Source organism: Parasphingomonas zepuensis, from assembly GCF_036663735.1.
In the GTDB taxonomy this organism is placed as follows: Bacteria; Pseudomonadota; Alphaproteobacteria; order Sphingomonadales; family Sphingomonadaceae; genus Sphingomonas.
Genome location: NZ_JAXOJO010000001.1, coordinates 77,804 through 92,711, shown reverse-complemented (window position 1 = coordinate 92,711; position 14,908 = coordinate 77,804). Strand labels below are relative to the sequence as shown.

15 protein-coding genes are annotated in these 14,908 nt (G+C 66.6%); 10 read left to right on the top strand and 5 right to left on the bottom strand.

Going from position 1 to position 14,908, the window contains the following annotated elements; all coding sequences use genetic code 11:
* Window positions 1–59 precede the first annotated feature (59 nt).
* The 4 genes from pgi to U1769_RS00425 all read left to right on the top strand — a co-directional run bounded on the left by pgi (window position 60) and on the right by U1769_RS00425 (window position 3,549).
* Complete coding sequence (pgi, locus tag U1769_RS00440) at window positions 60–1,559, top strand: glucose-6-phosphate isomerase (RefSeq protein ID WP_332710727.1); 1,500 nt, start codon at window positions 60–62, stop codon at window positions 1,557–1,559.
* Window positions 1,560–1,645: 86 nt separating this feature from the next.
* Window positions 1,646–2,998, top strand: coding sequence for a glutathione-disulfide reductase (gor, locus tag U1769_RS00435; protein ID WP_332710725.1), 1,353 nt, complete (start codon window positions 1,646–1,648; stop codon window positions 2,996–2,998).
* 37 nt (window positions 2,999–3,035) lie between these two features.
* On the top strand, window positions 3,036–3,278 hold the full coding sequence (locus U1769_RS00430) for a ribbon-helix-helix domain-containing protein (RefSeq protein ID WP_332710724.1): 243 nt from the start codon (window positions 3,036–3,038) through the stop codon (window positions 3,276–3,278).
* On the top strand, window positions 3,265–3,549 hold the full coding sequence (locus tag U1769_RS00425; RefSeq protein WP_332710722.1) for a type II toxin-antitoxin system RelE/ParE family toxin: 285 nt from the start codon (window positions 3,265–3,267) through the stop codon (window positions 3,547–3,549). The genes U1769_RS00430 and U1769_RS00425 overlap by 14 nt, the downstream gene beginning before the upstream one ends.
* An 11-nt stretch (window positions 3,550–3,560) precedes the next feature.
* On the opposite strand, the gene U1769_RS00420 is transcribed toward U1769_RS00425, so the two are convergent.
* Both U1769_RS00420 and acs read right to left on the bottom strand, forming a co-directional pair.
* Entirely contained in the window at window positions 3,561–4,637 is a 1,077-nt protein-coding gene (locus U1769_RS00420) for an AbrB family transcriptional regulator (protein WP_332710720.1), read from the bottom strand.
* Between the two features lie 46 nt (window positions 4,638–4,683).
* A complete protein-coding gene (gene acs / locus U1769_RS00415; protein ID WP_332710718.1) occupies window positions 4,684–6,624 on the bottom strand; it encodes an acetate--CoA ligase in 1,941 nt (646 codons plus the stop codon).
* A 172-nt stretch (window positions 6,625–6,796) separates the two neighbouring features.
* On the opposite strand from acs, the gene U1769_RS00410 reads away from it, so the two are divergent.
* Together U1769_RS00410 and U1769_RS00405 are read left to right on the top strand one after the other, a co-directional pair.
* Window positions 6,797–7,063 (top strand): hypothetical protein, encoded by a 267-nt coding sequence (locus tag U1769_RS00410; protein WP_332710716.1) that lies wholly within the window; start codon window positions 6,797–6,799, stop codon window positions 7,061–7,063.
* Between the two features lie 118 nt (window positions 7,064–7,181).
* Window positions 7,182–8,198 carry an NAD-dependent epimerase/dehydratase family protein gene (locus U1769_RS00405; protein ID WP_332710714.1) on the top strand — a complete coding sequence of 339 codons (1,017 nt, stop codon included), beginning with the start codon at window positions 7,182–7,184 and terminating at the stop codon, window positions 8,196–8,198.
* On the opposite strand, the gene U1769_RS00400 is transcribed toward U1769_RS00405, so the two are convergent.
* The 3 genes from U1769_RS00400 to U1769_RS00390 all read right to left on the bottom strand — a co-directional run bounded on the left by U1769_RS00400 (window position 8,188) and on the right by U1769_RS00390 (window position 11,362).
* Window positions 8,188–9,111, bottom strand: coding sequence for a DMT family transporter (locus U1769_RS00400; RefSeq protein ID WP_332710712.1), 924 nt, complete (start codon window positions 9,109–9,111; stop codon window positions 8,188–8,190). The two genes, U1769_RS00405 and U1769_RS00400, sit on opposite strands and share 11 nt — an antisense overlap.
* 84 nt (window positions 9,112–9,195) lie before the next feature.
* Complete coding sequence (locus U1769_RS00395; RefSeq protein ID WP_332710710.1) at window positions 9,196–9,927, bottom strand: hypothetical protein; 732 nt, start codon at window positions 9,925–9,927, stop codon at window positions 9,196–9,198.
* A 46-nt stretch (window positions 9,928–9,973) separates the two neighbouring features.
* A complete protein-coding gene (locus U1769_RS00390) occupies window positions 9,974–11,362 on the bottom strand; it encodes a helix-turn-helix domain-containing protein (protein ID WP_332710708.1) in 1,389 nt (462 codons plus the stop codon).
* 218 nt (window positions 11,363–11,580) lie between these two features.
* Between U1769_RS00390 and U1769_RS00385 the strand changes: the two genes are divergently transcribed.
* The 4 genes from U1769_RS00385 (at window position 11,581) to U1769_RS00370 (ending at window position 14,908) form a co-directional block, all read left to right on the top strand.
* A complete protein-coding gene (locus U1769_RS00385; protein ID WP_332710706.1) occupies window positions 11,581–13,107 on the top strand; it encodes an acyl-CoA carboxylase subunit beta in 1,527 nt (508 codons plus the stop codon).
* Window positions 13,108–13,176: 69 nt separating this feature from the next.
* A complete protein-coding gene (locus U1769_RS00380) occupies window positions 13,177–13,707 on the top strand; it encodes a hypothetical protein (RefSeq protein WP_332710705.1) in 531 nt (176 codons plus the stop codon).
* On the top strand, window positions 13,704–14,126 hold the full coding sequence (mce, locus tag U1769_RS00375) for a methylmalonyl-CoA epimerase (RefSeq protein WP_332710703.1): 423 nt from the start codon (window positions 13,704–13,706) through the stop codon (window positions 14,124–14,126). The genes U1769_RS00380 and mce overlap by 4 nt, the downstream gene beginning before the upstream one ends.
* Window positions 14,126–14,908 (top strand): enoyl-CoA hydratase-related protein, encoded by a 783-nt coding sequence (locus U1769_RS00370; RefSeq protein WP_332710702.1) that lies wholly within the window; start codon window positions 14,126–14,128, stop codon window positions 14,906–14,908. The genes mce and U1769_RS00370 overlap by 1 nt, the downstream gene beginning before the upstream one ends.

The following is a 14,908-nucleotide window of genomic DNA, read 5'->3' as shown; positions in this document are numbered from 1 at the left end:
ATAGTGGCGGAATCGATCCGGCACGCTTACCTGACGCCATGATTAGCGGAGACGAATCCATGCCTGCCGACTGGACCAAGATCGAAGCCCTGCCGTCGCCTCGTCTCGAATCGCTCTTCGCCGATGATCCCGATCGCCTCGGTCGGTTCAGCCTCGACGTCGCCGGGCTGCATTTCGACTGGTCCAAGACGCATCTGACCGCTGATGCCCTTGCCGCGTTCGAGGCGCTGGCGAAGGCGCAGGACCTGGCCGGCAAGCGCGAGGCCTTGTTCGCCGGGGAGATCGTGAACGTCACCGAAGGCCGCGCCGCGACTCACACGGCGGAGCGCGGCGAGGGCAAGGCTGAGGATGTCAGCCTCGCGCGCACTTTCCACGCCCGCATGCGCGCGCTGATTGACGCGATCGAGGCCGAGGCGCTCGGGCCGATCCGCCACGTCCTGCATGTCGGCATCGGCGGCTCCGCGCTCGGCCCGGATCTGCTGGTCGATGCGCTCGGCCGCGAATCCCGCCGCTACGATACTGCGATCGTCTCCAACGTCGACGGCGTCGCGCTCGAGGAAGCATTCAGCCGTTTCGATCCCGCCGCCACCCTGCTGGTGGTCGCCTCCAAGACCTTCACCACCACCGAGACCATGCTCAACGCCGAAAGCGTGCTGGAATGGATGCAGGAAAATGGGGTCGACGATCCCTATGGCCGGGTGATCGCGCTCACCGCATCGCCCGACAAGGCGATCGAATGGGGCGTCGATGAAACGCGTGTGCTGCCCTTCATGGAAAGCGTCGGCGGGCGCTATTCGCTCTGGTCGTCGATCGGTTTTCCCGCCGCGATCGCGCTCGGGTGGGACAGTTTCGAGGAGCTGCTCGACGGCGCGGCCGAGATGGACCGCCATTTCCGCCTTTCCTCGCTCAGCGAGAATGCCCCGGCGCTCGCTGCCTTTGCCGATCTCTATTACACTCAGGTCCGCGGTGCCGAGACCCGCGCGACCTTCGCTTATGACGAGCGGCTGCGGCTGCTCCCCTCCTATCTCCAGCAGCTCGAGATGGAATCGAACGGCAAGGGCGTGACGGTCGACGGGCAGCCGCTCGGCCGGCCGAGCGCCGCGATCACCTGGGGCGGCGTCGGCACCGATGCGCAGCATGCCGTGTTCCAGCTGCTCCACCAGGGCACGCATCTCGTTCCCGTCGAGTTCGTCGCAGTGATCGAGTCCGGCGACACGCTGGCCGAGGATCATCACCGCCAGCTACTGCTCAATGCCTTCGCGCAGGGTGCCGCGCTGATGAAGGGGCGTGCGAATGACGCCGATCTTGCCCGCAGCTACCCGGGCGATCGGCCCAGCTCGACGATCCTGCTCGACGTGCTCGATGCCCGCACGCTCGGCGCGCTGATCGCCTTTTACGAACAGCGCACTTTCGTGAACGCGACCCTGCTCGGCATCAATCCGTTCGATCAGTTCGGGGTCGAGCTCGGCAAGGAAATGGCCAAGGCCGCGGGCGAGGGCGACCAGAAGTTCGACGCCTCGACCGAAGACCTGATCAAGCGGGCGTTCGGCGAAGGCTGATCCCGACCGTTCGGCCCCGGACCTGATCCGGGGTCATCGAAACACTTCTTTTCAGGCCTGCAAACGGCCGCGCTTTGGAGATCATGATGGCCGAGGCCACTTACGACTACGACCTGTTCGTCATCGGCGCCGGCTCCGGCGGCACCCGCGCGTCACGCGTCGCGGCGGCGCATGGCGCGAGGGTCGCCGTGGCCGAGGAATATCGCGTCGGCGGCACCTGCGTCATCCGCGGCTGCGTGCCGAAGAAGCTGCTGATCTACGGCGCGCATTTCGCCGAGGATCTGGCCGATGCGCGGCGCTTCGGCTGGAAGGTGCCGGAATGCGAGTTCGACTGGAAAGTGCTGACGAAGAACGTCTTCGACGAGGTTGATCGCATCAACGGCGCCTATACCGACACTTTGGTCAACAACGGCGTGGAGATCATCCAGGATCGCGCGACGATCACCGGCCCGCACAATATCCTGCTCGGCAGCGGCCGCGAGGTCACCGCGAAGACGATCCTCGTCGCTGTGGGCGCGACGCCGTCCGTGCCCAAATGTCCCGGCCACGAGCTTGGCATAACCTCGAACGAGGCCTTCCACTTGGAGGCCGTGCCCAAGCGAATCCTGATCGCCGGCGCCGGCTATATCGCCAACGAATTCGCCGGCATCTTCCATCAGTTGGGCGCGCATGTGACGCTCAGCAACCGCACGGACGTGATCCTGCGCGGCTATGACGACCAGATCCGCGATCGGTTGCTCCAGATTTCGCTGACCAAGGGCATCGAGTTCCGCTTCCACGCCGATTTCCAGGGCATCGAGAAGCTCGAGGATGGCAGCCTGAAGGTCAGCATGTCGGGCCATGAGCCGATCGAGGTCGATTGCGTGATGTTCGCGACCGGGCGCGATCCCAACACCACGGGCCTCGGCCTCGAGTCCGCCGGCGTCGAGCTCGACGAGAAGGGCGCGGTCGTGGTCGATGCCGACAACCGCTCGACCTGCGACAGCATCTATGCCGTGGGGGACGTCACCAACCGCATCCAGCTCACCCCGATCGCGATCCGCGAGGGCCAGGCCTTTGCCGACACGCTGTTCGGCGGCAAGCCGACCCGCGTCGATTACGAGAATGTGCCGGCGGCGGTGTTCAGCCATCCCCCGATGGCCGGCGTCGGCCTGACGGAGAGCCAGGCCAAGAACAAGTTCGGCTCGGTGAAGGTCTACACCTCGGATTTCCGCCCGATGAAGAACGTGCTGGCCGGGCGCAACGAGCGCGCGCTCTACAAGATGATCTGCGACAGCGAGACGGGCAAGATCCTCGGCCTGCACATGATCGGTCCGGACGCCCCGGAGATCCTCCAGGCCGCGGCGATCGCGGTGAAAGCCGGCCTGACCAAGGATGCCTTCGACCAGACCGTCGCCCTTCACCCGACCATGGCGGAGGAGCTGGTGCTACTGCGGTGATCTTGTCCGGCCTCGGCGCGAATGATAGGATTCGGCCATGGCGCAGATGAAGATCGACCTGACCGAGGAAGAGCTCGCAGCGGTGTTGACCCGGGTCGAGACGGGCGCGTTCGCGAGCGTCGAAGACTATCTTCAGCAACTGATCCAGCAGGATCAGGACGAGGCCGGGAAACTGGCCAGGCTACAGGCGGCGATCGAAGTGGGACGTGCATCCGGCCCGGGGACGCGGTCGCTTCAGGAAATATACGACGACAATCGGAAGCGACGTGACGCGGCTTGAGGTCAGCGCTGCGGCCGAGAACGATCTCGACGAGATACTTACCTACAGTACAATCCGCTTCGGGGATCCCGTGGCGACCGACTATTATTTCGGCTTCCACGACAGTTTCGACCGGCTGGTGCAAAATCCCCGGATCGGCCGCCCGGCGGAACACGCGGGCAAGGATGTGCGCTGTCTGTCCTATCGGCGGCACCGCATCTTCTATGAGATCGATGGGAGGTGGTGCGCATCTTCCGCATCCTGCACCACTCGATGGATACGGATGGCATGATCCGCTGAACCCTATCCGGGCACCTCGCCCTGCCGCTTCGCCACGAAGCGCGCCAGCGCCGGGCCGAGCAACAGGCACGCGAAGAAACGCAGCGCCTGCAACGCCATGACATAGGGCACGTCGACCTTGGTCGATGCCGCGATGATCGCGACGGAGTCCATCCCGCCGGGGCTCGTCGCGAGATAGGCAGTGACGGGGTCGACACCGCCAAACACCGACACCAGCATGCCGAGCCCGGCCGAGAAGGCGACGAGCAGCAGGATCGAGAGCAGGATGCGCGGCAGCACGCGCGCGGCCGCCTTCACGATGTCGCGGGTGAAGTGCAGCCCGATGCGCCAGCCGACCACCGCATAGCTCAGCGCGAGCAGCCAGCCCGGCAGTTCGAGCCGCCCCAGCCCGGCAAGGCTGAGCCCCGCCCCAAGGATCAGCGCGCCGAGCAACGCGCCCGCCGGCAGCTTCAGCCGCACGCCGGCCCAGCCGCCGACCGCGGCGATCGCCAGCGTCGTGGCGCAGGCGATCGGATCGACCGGCGCGAACCAGTCGGCGGTCGGGCTGTGCGCGCCGCCATGTGCGCCCACCAGCGCCGCGACGATCGAGGCGGCGCCCGCGACCACGGCCACGCGGCTGTACGTCATCACCGCGACCAGCCGCCATTCGGCGCCATAGGACTGCGCCATCAGCACCATCGCGGCCGCCCCGCCCGGCATGCAGCCCCACACCGCGACGCTACCCGGCAGCCAGCCGAGCCGCGCGATCAGCCAGCCGAGCAGGACGCTCACCGCCAGGGTCGCCGCCGTGGTGGCGACGAAGACCGGCCAGTGATCGATCACCGTCGTCACCATCCCTGCGTCGAACGCTCCGGCGACCAGCAGGCCGACCAACGCCTGCGCCGCCTGGAATGCCGAGGATGGGACGCTCACGCCATGGCCGCGCACCGCGACGATGATCGCGGCGATCATCGGCCCGAGCAGCAGCCCGGCCGGCAGGTGCGCCGCCTCGAGCACGCCGGCGAACGCCGCCGACAGGCCGAGCAGCAGCGCCCAGCGGGCAGCCGGCGGCCAGGCGGGACGGGCGGGTTCGGGCGGCATGCTGGTCTTTCTTCTCAACCTCCACGCCGGCGCGGAGGGCGTGGCGTCAGCTCACCCGGTTCGCCACCAGATCGTCGACCACCGCCGGATCGGCCAGCGTGCTGGTATCGCCCAGGCTGGAGACGTCGCCCTCGGCGATCTTGCGCAGGATGCGGCGCATGATCTTGCCGGAACGGGTCTTGGGCAAGCCCGGCGCGAACTGCAGCGCGTCGGGCGCGGCGATCGGGCCGATCTCGCTGCGGACCCATTTGATCAGCTCGGCGCGCAGCGCGTCGGACGGTGCCTCGCCTGAATTGAGCGTGACATAGGCGTAGATGCCCTGGCCCTTGATGTCGTGCGGCATGCCGACCACCGCTGCCTCGGCCACCATCGGATGCAGCACCAGCGCCGATTCAACTTCGGCCGTGCCCATGCGATGGCCGGATACGTTGATCACGTCGTCGACCCGGCCGGTGATCCACCAATAGCCGTCCTCGTCGCGCCGGGCGCCGTCCCCGGTGAAATATTTGCCGGGATAGGTCGTGAAATACGTCTGGAAGAAACGCGCATGGTCGCCCCACACGCTGCGCATCTGCCCCGGCCAGCTTCGCGCGATGACCAGATTGCCCTCGGTCGCGCCGTTGAGCACCACGCCTTCGGTGTCGACCAGTTGCGGATCGACACCAGGCATCGGCTTGGTCGCGCTGCCGGGTTTCAGGTCGGTCGCCCCGGGCATCGGCGCGATCATCGCGCCGCCGGTTTCGGTCTGCCACCAGGTGTCGATGATCGGGCAGCGTCCTTCGCCGATCACGTCGTGATACCAGCGCCACGCCTCCGGGTTGATCGGCTCACCGACAGTGCCAAGCAGTTTCAGCGACGCGCGGCTGGTCTTCGTCACATAGTCGTCGCCTTCCTTCATCAGCGCGCGCAGCGCAGTGGGGGCAGTGAAGAGGGTGTGGACCTTGTGCCGGTCGACCACCTGCCAGATGCGGCTCGCATCGGGCCAGGTCGGCAGCCCTTCGAACATCAGCGTCGTCGCGCCGTTGGCGAGCGGGCCGTAGAGGATGTAGCTGTGGCCGGTGACCCAGCCGATATCGGCAGCGCACCACCAGACATCGCTGGGCCGGTAATCGAACGCCAGCTCATGCGTCAGGCTCGCCCAGAGCAGATAACCGCCGCTCGTGTGGAGCACGCCTTTGGGCTGTCCGGTTGAGCCCGAGGTGTAGAGGATGAACAACGGATCCTCGGCCCCCATCGGCTCGGCCACGCAGCGATCGCTCACGCCCTCGGCCGCCTCGTGATACCAGAGGTCGCGACCCTCGTGCATCGTCACCGCGCCGCCGGTCGCCTGCACGACGATGACGGTCTTCAGCGCCGGCGCGCGCTCCGCGGCGGCATCGACATTGGCCTTCAGCGGCACGCGCTTGCCACCGCGCCGGCCCTCGTCGGCGGTGACGAGGAAGGCGCTGTCGCAATCGGTGATGCGGCCCGCCAGCGCTTCGGGCGAAAAGCCGCCGAACACGACCGAATGGATCGCCCCGATCCGTGCGCAGGCCAGGATCGCGAACGCCGCCTCCGGGATCATCGGCATGTAGATGGTGACCCGGTCGCCCTTCTTCGCGCCCTGGGCTTTCAGCACATTGGCGAAGCGGCAGACCTCGGCATGAAGCTCGCGATAGGTGAAGCGGCGCGGCTCCTCGCTCGGCTCGTCGGGCTCCCAGATCAGTGCGGTCTGGTCGCCGCGCTTGGCGAGGTGCCGGTCGAGGCAATTGGCCGCGACGTTCAGCTTGCCGTCGGCGAACCACTGGATGTGGAAATCCTTCTCGCCGAACGACCAGTCGCCGGCGATCTCCGGCCGCTTGATCCAGTCGAGCCGGCGCGCCTGTTCGAGCCAGAAGCTGCCCGGATCGGCGAGCGAACGGCCGTACAGCTTGTCATATCCGGCCGCATCGACGCGCGCGCGCTTCGCCCATTGGGGTGGCACGGGATAGAGCGTCTGATCGGACATGGGTTTCTCCTGCGCGGCTCTCTTTGCCGGGGGGGCGGGGGATTGCAAGCCCGTGTGTCATGGAGAGCGAATTGCCTGGTCCCGAAAGCGATACCCTGTGACTGGCCTGGAGAACAAAAAGAGAATATGGAGATAGTCGAGGCGGTTTTTTGGAGGGGCGATGAATTGGCGGTTGGCCGGTGGCATCGTTCTGGGCCTGATCACGCTATCGGGCGCGAAGGTCGCACATGGCATGTGGCACCTTGGTGCGACAGGTGAGGCATTGGTCGAAGCCGGTTATGGCGAACGCGTAACGCGATTGACGTACAGTTCCCGTTGCGGCGTTTCTCGCTCGGCAACGGAGTTCGTCGGCAAAAATATGCGGCGCGGTTATGAAGCGCGCGGGTATGTCTGCACGAGCTATTTCGGCCAGCCTGAGATTCACGAGCTTCCCTTATAGGATCACTCGGTAGACCTCGACTGGGACTAAGGGCCGCGCTCGGTGACCCATCTTGGCGCGACTTCCATCTCAATGTACTCAGGATACATCTTTCGCCTGAAAGCGGGGAGGGCGGTTCATGACGGGCACGATCCTGGTGACGGGCGGCAGCGGCTACATCGCCGGCTATCTGATCCGCCAGCTTGCGGCCGAAGGCTGGAAGATCAACGCAACGATCCGCTCGCTCAAACGCGAGGCGGAGGTGCGCGCTGCGCTCGGTATCGCCGGATCGTCGATCCGCTTCTTCGCCGCCGACCTGACGGACGATGCCGGCTGGGCCGAGGCAGTCGCGGGCTGCAGCCATGTCGCGCACGTCGCCTCGCCCTTCCCGGTGAAGGCGGTCAAGCATGAGGACGAACTGATCGCGCCGGCGCGCGACGGCGCGTTGCGGGCGCTGCGCTTCGCGGCGGCGGCCGGGGTCGGGTGCTTCGTGATGACCTCTTCGGTGGCGGCGATCGCTTATGGCCACAAAGGCGCCGAGCGGACCTTTACCGAGGCCGACTGGACTGACGTCACTGCGCCGGGGCTCGGCGCCTATATCAAATCGAAGACGATCGCCGAGCGCGCGGCGCGGGACTGGATGGCGGCCAATGGCGGCGCGATGGAATTCTGCACGGTCAATCCGTCGGCTGTGCTCGGGCCGCTGATGAGCGATGATTTTTCGGCGTCGATCGAATTCGTGAAGCGGTTGATCGACGGATCCATGCCCGGTTTTCCGCGGCTCGGCTTAGCGGTGGTCGATGTGCGCGACCTTGCCGATCTGCATGTCCGCGCCCTCGTTGCGCCGGGTATCGCGAACGAGCGGTTCATCGGGGCCGGGCCGTTCATGATGATACGCGAGGTAGGGGAGATTCTGCGGGAGCGGCTCGGGCCGGAGGCGCGAAAATTGCCCAGGCGCGCCATCCCGGATTTCGTGATCAAGCTAATGGCGCTGTTCGATTCGAGCATCCGCCAGGTCACCGGCGAACTCGGCCGGACGCGTGCGGTCAGCTCGGACCATGCTCTCGAAGTGCTCGGCTGGCGGACCCGCCCGGCGGCGGATTCGATCGTCGATACCGCCCGCAGCCTGATCGACCGGGGCATCGTCAAGGTCTGACGGGGCGCTCCCGCCCGGCGATCGCTGCAAGCACGATGCCCGCGACGATGCAGGCCATGCCCCACAGATGGAAGGTGTGCAGCCGTTCGCCGAGTAGCAGGGCGGCCAGCACTGCGCCGAACAGCGGCAACAGCGCGATCATCTGACCCGCCCGCCCCGCGCCGATCGTCGCGACCGCGCGATTGTAGAGGAAATAGGAGATGATCGAGGGCAGCACCGCGACATAGGCGAAGGCGCCGAACGTGGCGGGACGCCAGGTGACCGTCGCGCCGTTCAGCCATTCATGCACCGCCAGCGGCAGCATCGCGAGCGCGCCGATCGTGAAGGTCGCGACAAGGAAGCTCAGCGGGTCGACATCCGGCCGCAGGCGCAGCAGTGCCGTGTAGAAGGACCACACCAACGTCGCGCCGAGGATCAGCGCATCGCCCGCGCCGAGCTTCAGGTGAAGCAGCGTGTCGATCTCGCCCTGCGACACCACCCAGCCGACGCCGATGGTCGACGCGATGACGCCCACGATCTGCAGCGAGCGCGCCCGCTCCCCGAAGATCACGCGGCCGATCAGCAGCACCAGCGCCGGAACCGCTGCCTGGATCAACAGGCCGTTGCTCGCGGTGGTATGGTGCAGGCCCGAATAGAGCAGGGCATTGAAGGCAGCGACACCGAGCAGCCCCAGGATCAGCACCGCCCGCCACTGCGCGCGGAGCGCCGGCGCATCGGCCCGCAGCCGTCGCCAGGCAAAGGGGAACAGGATCGCGGCCGCCCCGGCCCAGCGCACCAGGGCGAGGGTGAAGGGCGGGATATCGTCCCGCACCGCGCGCCCGACGATCGAATTGCCGGCCCAGAGCACCATGACGATGACGAGGAACAGATAGGCGTGCAGGGAGCGGCGGCGAATCGCGGACTTGTCTTGCATATGGCTGTGTTTTTTCCGCGACCCGTGAAGGCCCGAGCCGTTATCGCACGCGGGACGGTTCGGCCAGAGTCGAGCGGACGGCCGCTACAGGAAGTTGTTCGGCCAGATCATCGTCCGCCACATATGGGCGGTCGGCGATCCGTCGAAACCGAGCCCCTGGCTCGGCTGGCGGAAGTTCCGGCCGATCACGTCAGTCAGGAATTCGGGGTCCGGCGTCGGCGTCTCGTCGAAGAAATAAAGGTCGTACAGCGTCACCAGCCGGGCGCTCATATACCAGCGATGCGCCCGCGCCGCCTCTGCCTCTTGCCGGATATAGGCGGGCGGCACATAATCCGGCCCGAAGAAGCGGTGATAGCTTTCGGGATAGGCATAGCCCACCGATTCGTCGGCGAAATAGCGCAGCGCCTGGTGCTGCTGCACCGCCCAGGCGACTTCCTCGTCGACATAGGGCGCGATCATCTGGGCGCCCCAATAGCCATGGTCCGAGCGGATCAGACAGGCGTTGGAAATGTCGTGGAGCAGGCAGGCCAGGACGATCTTCTCTTCCTGTCCGTCCTCCAGCGCGCGCTGCGCTGAGGTCAGCAAATGGCGGGCAGTGATGCCGGTGATGCGCAGCCGGAAGAAATCGAGCAACGTCGGGGCCTCGGGCATGCGCGGCAGCGCCGGATTGTCGCCCATCATCATCACCGTATCGGGGCTGAGCCTTGCCAGCGCCTCATGCTCGCCGGTCGACTGGCCGGTGCCGATGATGGCGACGGGGGCGGGTACGATGATGCGTTCGCGCCCTTGTTGGGGCCAGTCCGGCAGATGATCCATGCACATCGCCCCGTTGTGCCAAATCGCGGGCGCGGGGGGAAGCCGTTCAGACGACGCGGTAAGGCACCTTGCCGCGAATATCGGGATCGACCGCGATGTCGCGATCCGCTGGCGGAAAGGCGCGCTGGTCGCAATCGTCGCGCGGGCAGAGCCGGCACGAGATGCCGATCGGGATCGGCGGCGCAGTCCGGTCGAGCGCGTCGGCATAAACGAAGTCGGCGGCATGCTCGGCCTCGCAGCCCAATGTCACCGCGTAGCGGCGCGGGCTGCGGGTGAAGCTGCCCGATGGCTTGACCAGCCCCTTGGCCATCGAGACATAGCGCACCCCGTCCGGCGCCTCGGCATGCTGGACGACGATCCGGTCGGGGATCGCGACGGCTTCGTGCACGATCCATAACGGGCAGGCGCCGCCGAAGCGGGCGAACTGCAGCCGAGTCGCTGAATGGCGCTTGGTGATGTTGCCCGCCATGTCGACCCGGCAGAAATAAAAGGGGATGCCCTCCGCCCCTGGCCGCTGCAGCGTCGAGAGCCGGTGGCATGCTTGCTCGAAGCTGACCCCGAAGCGGCGGCACAGCCGGTCGATGTCGTGGCGCATCGCCCGCGCGGTCGCGCGGAACCGGGCATAAGGCATTGTCAGCGCGCCCGCCGCATAATTGGCCAGGCCGATCCGCAACAGGTTGCGCGCCTCGACGCTCGAAACCGATGCCGTGTCGACGATCTCCTCGATCGCGCCTGCGAATTCTATCGCGACCAGCTGGTGCGCGATCAGGAAGCGGCGGCTCTCGGGCGGCATCGCGCCGTTGAGCGTGAGCGTGCCGCGCTGCCGGTCGAATGCGCGCAGCGCCGCCGCATCGTCGGCCGCCGCGACGATCGCGATGCCGTGTCCCGCAAGCCGCGCAACCAGCGCAGTCTCGTCCGGACCGAGCGTCTCGGCCAGCGCCTCGGCCGCCCGGTCGAGTGGATCGACATAGTTGCCGGCGATGTGGAACCAGTCGCGCACCGCCTCCCACGGCATGCGCCCGCCGGCTCCCGAAATGCCCGAGGTCATGCTCTCCTCGACCATCTGCAGCCGTTCCTCGGCGGCGCGCACGGCGGCGTGGAGGGCGATGATCCGGTCGGCGATCTCGGGCCGCTCCTCGGCAAGTCGCGCGATCGCGTCGGGCGAAGGGGCTGGGGGCAGGACTGGATCGCCGAGCGCCGCGGTCAGCCCGCTCAGCCGCATGGCCGGCGCCTCGCTTTCGATCAGCGCACCCGGATGCCGTCTGCGCAAAGCTGCGGTGACGGCCGGGGTCAGCGGCCGGTCGCCGCTTTCGAGCTGGGAGAGATAGGAGACGGAAATGCCCAGCCGCGCCGCCATCGCCGCCTGGTTGAGGCCCGCGCCGCGGCGCAGGGCGCGAAGCTGTTCTCCGGCATAGAGACGAGGGGTGCGGGACATTCGAGCTCCGAAGAAGTGCCTCCTCTCCATTCGCCCTGAGCTTGTCGAAGGGCCGCACTTCTTCGCGACGAAGAAAGTGCAGGGCTTCGACAAGCTCAGCCCGAACGGACGGGGAATTCCGGATAGTTCGCAAAACCTGCCTTCGCAACTTCGCAAATTCACATTTGCAAAACTGGCCGCACCTTGAAAGAGAGGCCCACCCCATCGCGGAGTGCCGAATGTCGTCGACGATCGAGGAGCTTGAACGCCGGCGCGAAGCCGCCCGCATGGGTGGCGGCGCGAAGCGCATCGCCGCGCAGCACGCCAAGGGCAAGCTCACCGCGCGCGAGCGGCTGCATGTCCTGCTCGACGAGGGATCGTTCGAGGAGCTCGACATGTATGTCGAGCATAATTGCGTCGATTTCGGCATGGCCGAACAGACCATTCCCGGTGACGGTGTCGTCACCGGATCGGGCACGATCAACGGCCGGCTCGTCTTCGTCTTCAGCCAGGATTTCACCGTGTTCGGCGGCTCGCTCAGTGAGCGGCATGCGCAGAAGATCTGCAAGATCATGGATATGGCGATGAAGGTCGGTGCGCCGGTGATCGGCATCAACGATTCGGGCGGCGCGCGCATCCAGGAGGGCGTCGCTTCGCTCGGCGGCTATGCCGAGGTGTTCCAGCGCAACGTGCTCGCCTCGGGCGTCGTCCCGCAGATTTCCCTCATCATGGGGCCATGCGCCGGGGGCGCCGTCTATTCCCCGGCCATGACCGACTTCATCTTCATGGTGAAGGACAGCTCCTACATGTTCGTCACCGGCCCGGATGTAGTGAAGACCGTTACAAACGAGATCGTCACGCAGGAGGAACTGGGCGGAGCGGTGACGCATACCACGAAGTCGGGGGTCGCCGACGTGGCGTTCGATGACGACATCGAAGCGTTGCGCGCGGCCCGCGACTTCGTGGACTTCCTTCCAGCCTCGAACCGCGAAGCGGTGCCGGAACGGCCCACCTCGGACGCCTGGGACCGGATCGAGGAGAGCCTCGACCTGCTGATCCCGGCCTCGGCCAACCAGCCCTACGACATGCACGAACTGATCCGGAAGACCGTCGACGAAGGCGATTTCTTCGAGATTCAGCCGACTCATGCCGCCAACATCATCATCGGCTTCGGCCGGATCGAGGGGCGCACGGTCGGTTTCGTCGCCAACCAGCCAATGGTGCTGGCCGGGTGCCTCGACATCAACTCGTCCAAGAAAGCCGCGCGCTTCGTGCGCTTCTGCGACGCGTTCGAAATCCCGATCGTCACCTTCGTCGATGTGCCGGGCTTCCTGCCGGGCACCGCGCAGGAACTGAACGGCATCATCAAGCACGGCGCAAAGCTGCTCTTCGCCTATGGCGAGGCGACCGTGCCGAAGATCACCGTGATCACGCGGAAAGCCTATGGCGGCGCCTATGACGTCATGGCGTCGAAGCATCTGCGCGGCGATCTCAACTATGCCTGGCCCACCGCCGAGATCGCGGTGATGGGCGCCAAGGGCGCGGTCGAGATCATCTTCCGCGGCAAGAGCCGGGAAGAGATCGCCGAACGCACCGCCGAATATGAGGCGCGCTTCGCCAACCCGTTCGTGGCGGCATCGAAGGGGTTCATCGACGAGGTGATCCAGCCGCATTCGACGCGCCGGCGGATCGCGCTCGGCCTGCGCAAGCTGCGCGGCAAGAGCCTCGAAAATCCGTGGAAGAAGCACGACAATATTCCGCTTTGACGACGGGCCGGTTGCGCCGCCCATCGCCTTGGGCGCAGGTTGCGACTCCCGATCAATGACAGGTGACGAATGATCCTCTTCCTCACATTGGCGCTTCAGGCTGCCGCCCCCGCCCCGACTCCCGCTGCTCCGGTGGCGCCCTGGACACCGCGTCTGAGGGCCGATCCCACCACCGGTCTGAAGTCAGGCTCGGTCTCGGCGAGTTCGAACGAAGGCAATGGTCGTCTGACCGTTCGCTGCGACCATGCCGGCGAGGGTATCGTATCCATCCAGTTCCTGCCGACCCAGCCCTTCGCCGCCGCGACGGATCGGCCAGTGTCGATCCAGATCGACGGTGAGCCGGCCTTGGGGGCGAACTGGGAGTTTCCGGGCCGTGCGACCCTTGTCCGTGACGAGGCGATCGTCACCACGCTCTCCGCCGCGATAGCCCGGGCGAAGCAGATCAAGATTCGTATCATCGATCCGCAGGATCAACCGATACTGGCGACTCTGTCCGGCCCGCCGAGCGCAGCGCCGATCAAGCAGGTGCTTGAAGCATGCGGCTATGTTCTGGGCCAGGTGCCCGCACGCGCGCCCGCGCCTGCGCCTGCGCCGCAATGATCCTGGGCCGCCTCAACCATGTCGGCGTCGCGACGCCGTCGATCGAGCAGTCGATCGTCTTCTATCGCGAGGTGATGGGCGCGACGAAGATCCACACCCCGTTCGATCTGCCGGCGCAGGGCGTCAAGGTGTGTTTCGTCGATACGCCCAACACGCAGATCGAGCTGATCGAGCCCTATGACGAAAGCTCGCCGATCAACGGTTTCCTCGCGAAGAACCCGGCGGGCGGGCAGCATCACCTTTGCTACGAGGTGCCCGACATCCACGAAGCCAAGGCCTGGTTCGAGGGCAAGGGCGCCCGCATCCTGGGCGAGCCGCGCATCGGCGCGCATGGCACGCCGATCTTCTTCGTCCACCCGAAGGACATGGGCGGGGTGCTGACCGAGATCATGGAAACGCCGAAGGACGGGAGCCACTAATGGCCTATGAGCATATCCTGAGCGAACGGCGTGGCGACGTCCTCGTCCTCACGCTCAACCGTCCGGACCGGCTGAACGCTGCCCCGCCGGCGATGTTCGACGAGCTGACCGACGCGCTTTCCAGTCTCGACGGTGCGCGCGCGGTGCTCTTTGCCGGTGCCGGTCGCGCCTTCTGCTCCGGCGCGGATGTCGCGGGCGGTGCGCTCGGCTCGGACAATCCGGGCGAGGCGACCTATCAGGCGCTGACCAATCATTATAACCGCACCATCGCGGCGGTCGCCGATCTCGGCGTGCCGGTGGTCAGCGCAGTGCGCGGGCCGGCCGCCGGCATCGGCTGCAGCCTCGCGCTCGCCGCCGATTTCTGCGTGGCGGGCGAGACGGCCTATTTCCTCCAGGCCTTCGTCAATATCGGCCTCGTCCCCGATGGCGGCGCGAGCTGGATGCTGCCGCGCCTGATCGGCAAGGCACGCGCGACCGAGATGATGATGCTCGGCGAGCGGGTGCTGGCGGCCAGGGCCTATGACTGGGGCATGATCCACAAGCTGGTGGCGGACGATGCGCTCGACAGCGAGGCCTTCGCGCTGGCCGAACGGCTGGCGGCTGGGCCGACGGTGGCGCTCGGCCTGATGCGTCGCGGCCTCGCTCATGCGCTCGAGGTCGATTACGCGACCGCGATGGTGCGCGAAGCCGAGAACCAGCGTGCCGCGCGCGGTTCGGCGGATTCGATGGAGGGCGGCATCGCCTTCCTGCAGAAGCGCAAGCCGGCGTTCCGGGGGGCGTAG

Bases quoted from the DNA above. Each gene is read 5' to 3' on its own strand.
- pgi (WP_332710727.1), top strand. From the start codon at position 60: ATGCCTGCCGACTGGACCAAGATCGAAGCCCTGCCGTCGCCTCGTCTC.
- gor (WP_332710725.1), top strand. From the start codon at position 1,646: ATGGCCGAGGCCACTTACGACTACGACCTGTTCGTCATCGGCGCCGGC.
- U1769_RS00430 (WP_332710724.1), top strand. From the start codon at position 3,036: ATGGCGCAGATGAAGATCGACCTGACCGAGGAAGAGCTCGCAGCGGTG.
- U1769_RS00420 (WP_332710720.1), bottom strand. From the start codon at position 4,637: ATGCCGCCCGAACCCGCCCGTCCCGCCTGGCCGCCGGCTGCCCGCTGG.
- acs (WP_332710718.1), bottom strand. From the start codon at position 6,624: ATGTCCGATCAGACGCTCTATCCCGTGCCACCCCAATGGGCGAAGCGC.
- U1769_RS00405 (WP_332710714.1), top strand. From the start codon at position 7,182: ATGACGGGCACGATCCTGGTGACGGGCGGCAGCGGCTACATCGCCGGC.
- U1769_RS00400 (WP_332710712.1), bottom strand. From the start codon at position 9,111: ATGCAAGACAAGTCCGCGATTCGCCGCCGCTCCCTGCACGCCTATCTG.
- U1769_RS00395 (WP_332710710.1), bottom strand. From the start codon at position 9,927: ATGGATCATCTGCCGGACTGGCCCCAACAAGGGCGCGAACGCATCATC.
- U1769_RS00390 (WP_332710708.1), bottom strand. From the start codon at position 11,362: ATGTCCCGCACCCCTCGTCTCTATGCCGGAGAACAGCTTCGCGCCCTG.
- U1769_RS00385 (WP_332710706.1), top strand. From the start codon at position 11,581: ATGTCGTCGACGATCGAGGAGCTTGAACGCCGGCGCGAAGCCGCCCGC.
- U1769_RS00380 (WP_332710705.1), top strand. From the start codon at position 13,177: ATGATCCTCTTCCTCACATTGGCGCTTCAGGCTGCCGCCCCCGCCCCG.
- mce (WP_332710703.1), top strand. From the start codon at position 13,704: ATGATCCTGGGCCGCCTCAACCATGTCGGCGTCGCGACGCCGTCGATC.
- U1769_RS00370 (WP_332710702.1), top strand. From the start codon at position 14,126: ATGGCCTATGAGCATATCCTGAGCGAACGGCGTGGCGACGTCCTCGTC.